This window comes from Methylobacterium sp. WL103, from assembly GCF_008039885.1.
Lineage (GTDB): Bacteria > Pseudomonadota > Alphaproteobacteria > Rhizobiales > Beijerinckiaceae > Methylobacterium > Methylobacterium cerastii.
This window is the reverse complement of record NZ_VRUX01000435.1, coordinates 1-3,654: the sequence shown is the minus strand read 5'-3', so window position 1 is coordinate 3,654 and position 3,654 is coordinate 1. Positions and strand designations below refer to the sequence as shown.

Genomic DNA, 3,654 nt, shown 5'->3' with positions numbered 1-3,654 from the left:
GGCCGTTGCTGCGCGGCGACTTGCGGCGGCGTTCCTCGCGCTCGCGGTGCTCTTCCGCGTCGCGCGCCTCGTCCTCGAGCAGCGCCTGCCGGTCGGCGAGCGGGATTTGGTAGTAGTCGGGGTGGATCTCCGAGAAGGCGAGGAAGCCGTGGCGGTTGCCGCCGTACTCGACGAAGGCGGCCTGGAGCGAGGGCTCCACGCGCGTCACCTTGGCGAGATAGATGTTGCCGCGAAGCTGGCGCCGGTTGGCCGCCTCGAAGTCGAATTCCTCAACCCTAGAACCGTGAACCGTGACGACCCGGGTCTCTTCCGGATGCATCGCGTCGATGAGCATCTTGTTGTTGGCCATGACGAACTTTCGACATGGCGGCGGACGTCGCTCTCCTGGGCCCGTGTCCCGGTGGAGCCTCGCCCGGCCTGAAGGCCGTCAGGGAGAGGGCTCGCGCCGGCCTCGAAACCGAGGCCGCGGGGCTTGAACTGAAGGGATTGCCGTCAACCGCCGCTCGGCGCGCGCTTCCGCTGCGCCTGGGGTTGAACCTGATCGGGGGGACGGACGGATCGGCGCGACGCGCATCGCGCACGCTGACGGCACGGGCAACGGCAATCGATGCTGTGCCTCCGTCCATCTGTATTCCCGACCTCGCGAAAACCATCTCGACCGTCCCGTGATGACGAGGCGACCGCGAATTCCATGATAACCCATGCGCCGGGACAAAACCCGTCGCGTGTGCAGAGCCCCGGCCGTCCAGGGCCGCAGCGGCGGAGAATCTTCGCCGCCGCGGGCACGTCATCGCCCGATGGCGGGCCGCGACGCACGAACGATCCCGTGAGGATCGGACAGGGCCTGCCATCATTACAGATCGTCGCAGGGATTTGGCAAGGCCGAGCTGGAATCGCCCGCCAAGCGCCTACAGGGCGGCGCCCGTTTCAAACCGGCCGGCGTGTTCGCGGGCGGGAGGCCAGGGCGCCGATGTCGCGCCCGACACCCACAATCTTGCCGGCTTTGGGGCGCGGACTGCCGGTCCTGCGGTTGCACGGGCGGCGATCCGCCGAGTCCGCTCGACGACCCTCTTCGATTCCCTCGGATGGAGTGCGCGAGCCCTTGTTGAAAACCATCGCCCTGGTCGTCTCGGTCGCCGCCTTCCTCGCGCTCCGGGCCTTCGTGAAATTCCTGCTGCTCCCGTTCCGCGCCCTGCGGAACCTCCGGAAGGACAGCCCGATCTCGACCTAAGCTCCGCTTGGCCGACGGCCCTCGCAGAACCGCTCGTCGCAGAACCGCCCGTCGAAGGGCCGCGGGCGGCTATCGGAACCGTGAACGGCGGGGCGCCGATCGTGCCTTCCGGCGTGGGCTGGAATCATGACAGATCGCCGCGGGGGCCTGAAGGCTCGGCGGTGGGAATACCGAATCGATGGCCAACCGTGAGCCGGTGCTGGCGCCCGTCCCGATCGCGGACCTGCGCCCGACGCAGATGACGGTGGGCTACCGGGAGGTCGCCGAGAAGCGCCGGCGCTGGCGCGACTACGACGACGACAAGCGCGCCGCCTTCTTGGGGGCGCACATGGTGCCGACCCTGCTTGGGCCGAAGAAGCGCCACTACGTCATCGATCACCACCATTTGTCCCGCGCCCTGCTGGAAGAGGGCGTCGAGAGCGTGCTCGTGACCGTGGTCGCGGACCTGCACCACCTCGACAAGGACGCGTTCTGGACGGTGTGCGATCACAAATCGTGGGTGCACCCCTACGATGCCGAGGGCGTGCGCGCCGGGTTCAAGGATATCCCCAAGGCGATGGCGGACCTCGCCGACGACCCCTACCGGAGCCTGGCCGGCGAGCTGCGCCGGGCCGGGGGCTTCGCCAAGGACACGACGCCGTTCAGCGAGTTCCTCTGGGCCGACTACCTTCGTCGCCACGTCAAGGCCAAGCGCATCGAGAACGACTTTTCGGCGGCGCTGGAGGAGGCGATGGCCTTGGCCAAGGCGTCCGAGACGAGCTACCTCCCCGGCTGGTGCGGCCCGACCGCATAGCGGCGCTCGGCCCTTGCGTCACAGGCCCCAATACGGCGCCGCGTTGTAGTAGCGGTGGACCCGCTCCTCCCAGGCGTAGTCTTCGGCCGGGTCGGTGCCCTCGGGCGAGCGCGGCGGGGCGTCGCGCAGCTGTGCCTCGGTGACGTCGACGACGTAGGCGTCGTGCTCGGGCGAGAAGCGCAGCACCGCCCAGGGCAGCGTATGGAAGCCCTCGCCGAGCCCGAGGAAGCCGCCGAAGCTCATCACCGCGTAGGCGACCTGGCCCGAGCGCTTGTCGAGCATCAGCCGCTCGATCGGTCCGACCTTGGTGCCGTCCGGCCGGCGCACGTCGGTGCCGACGACGCGGTCGTGGGCGATCAGGCTGCGGGCCTGCTCAGGGGTATCAGGCGTGGGTGTCACGATGCGGCCTCCGGTTCGTTCGGCCCGCGCAACGGCGGGCCTGCCCGAAAAACGCCCCGGCGGCGGGCGACGTTCCGATCCTCGACGGGCGACCGCCGGACCGGATACACAGACCCGCATGCACACGCGCCGCCTCGCCCTCTCCGCCGCCCTCGTCCTTTCGTCGGCCCTCGCTTCGCCCGCCCACGCACAGGACAAGGGGACCCTCAACCCCAAACCCCTGCCGCCGCTGGAGAATCCCGACGCGCCCTCGACGCCGGCCAAGGCGCTGTTCGGGCGGGTGACCGGCCCGGCCTCCGGCCCCGCCCACGCCTACGGCTCCTACGCCAAGGGCTGTTTCTCGGGCGGCGCGGCGCTGCCGATCGACGGGGCGACGTGGCAGGTGATGCGCCTGTCGCGCAACCGGAACTGGGGCACGCCCTACCTCGTCGACTTCCTGGAGCGGCTGGCGGCCAAGGCGCCGCGGGTCGGCTGGCCGGGCCTGCTCGTCGGCGACATGTCGCAGCCGCGCGGCGGGCCGATGCTCACCGGCCACGCCTCGCACCAGCTCGGGCTCGACGCCGACGTGTGGCTCACCCCGATGCCGGACCGGCGCATGACGCGGGCAGAGCGCGAGGAGACCTCGGCCACCGACATGGTGCGGCCTGACCGCCTCGACATCGACCCCGACACCTGGACGCCGGAGCGGCTGAGCCTGATCCGCCTCACCGCCGAGCAGCCGGAGGTGGCGCGCATCTTCGTCAACCCGGCGATCAAGAAGGCCCTGTGCCGGGAGGCGGACGGCAGCCGCGGCTGGCTGCGCAAGGTGCGCCCGATGTATGGGCACAATTACCACTACCATATCCGCCTCGCCTGCCCGGACGGACAGGATTCCTGCGGCGACCAGGCCGCCCCGCCGCCCGGCGACGGCTGCGGCGAGGAGCTCGCCTACTGGTTCAGCGACGCGATCCTCCACCCCCGCCCCCCGAAGACCAAGCCGAAGCCACGCCCGCCAATGACCATGGCGGCCCTGCCGGCCGAGTGCCGGATGGTGCTGAAGGCGCGCTGAAGGCGAAGGTTCGCAGGCGGACGGCGCACGCCATCACCCCACCCTGAGGTGCGGACGCGAAGCGGGCGCCTCAGGATGTGGTGGTGGGTTGGACGATGGGTCGGCGGCCCGTCGGATTACGAAAGCTCCTCTCCCGGCGTCGGCTCGGCTGCGGCGGCGCCGGGCTCCGGGGCGGCGGCGGGC

The 3,654-nt window shown here is 70.6% G+C and carries 5 protein-coding genes and 1 pseudogene; 4 read left to right on the top strand and 2 right to left on the bottom strand.

The annotated features are described in order from the left end of the window. Positions 1-349, bottom strand: a pseudogene (locus FV222_RS20075) (S1 RNA-binding domain-containing protein); the annotation flags it as partial. 14 nt (positions 350-363) lie between these two features. On the opposite strand from FV222_RS20075, the gene FV222_RS20070 reads away from it, so the two are divergent. The 3 genes from FV222_RS20070 to FV222_RS20065 all read left to right on the top strand — a co-directional run bounded on the left by FV222_RS20070 (position 364) and on the right by FV222_RS20065 (position 2,024). Next, positions 364-669, top strand: a complete 306-nt coding sequence (locus tag FV222_RS20070; RefSeq protein WP_147761695.1) for a hypothetical protein — start codon at positions 364-366, stop codon at positions 667-669. A gap of 433 nt (positions 670-1,102) precedes the next feature. Continuing rightward, entirely contained in the window at positions 1,103-1,231 is a 129-nt protein-coding gene (locus FV222_RS31915) for a hypothetical protein (protein ID WP_281406900.1), read from the top strand. A gap of 178 nt (positions 1,232-1,409) precedes the next feature. Further along, positions 1,410-2,024 (top strand): ParB-like protein, encoded by a 615-nt coding sequence (locus FV222_RS20065; RefSeq protein ID WP_147761694.1) that lies wholly within the window; start codon positions 1,410-1,412, stop codon positions 2,022-2,024. 18 nt (positions 2,025-2,042) lie between these two features. Here FV222_RS20065 and FV222_RS20060 read toward each other — a convergent pair whose 3' ends face one another. Then, positions 2,043-2,423, bottom strand: a complete 381-nt coding sequence (locus FV222_RS20060; RefSeq protein ID WP_246685564.1) for a PRC-barrel domain-containing protein — start codon at positions 2,421-2,423, stop codon at positions 2,043-2,045. 118 nt (positions 2,424-2,541) lie between these two features. Here FV222_RS20060 and mepA point away from each other — a divergent pair, with 118 nt between their 5' ends. Continuing rightward, positions 2,542-3,471: a penicillin-insensitive murein endopeptidase gene (gene mepA, locus FV222_RS20055; RefSeq protein WP_147761692.1), complete on the top strand. Its 930-nt coding sequence runs from the start codon at positions 2,542-2,544 to the stop codon at positions 3,469-3,471. The last annotated feature ends 183 nt before the right edge of the window (positions 3,472-3,654 follow it).

What these genes read in the sequence shown, in the direction of transcription:
- FV222_RS20065 (WP_147761694.1), top strand. Translation starts at nt 1,410, where the DNA reads ATGGCCAACCGTGAGCCGGTGCTGGCGCCCGTCCCGATCGCGGACCTG.
- FV222_RS20070 (WP_147761695.1), top strand. Translation starts at nt 364, where the DNA reads ATGGCGGCGGACGTCGCTCTCCTGGGCCCGTGTCCCGGTGGAGCCTCG.
- mepA (WP_147761692.1), top strand. Translation starts at nt 2,542, where the DNA reads ATGCACACGCGCCGCCTCGCCCTCTCCGCCGCCCTCGTCCTTTCGTCG.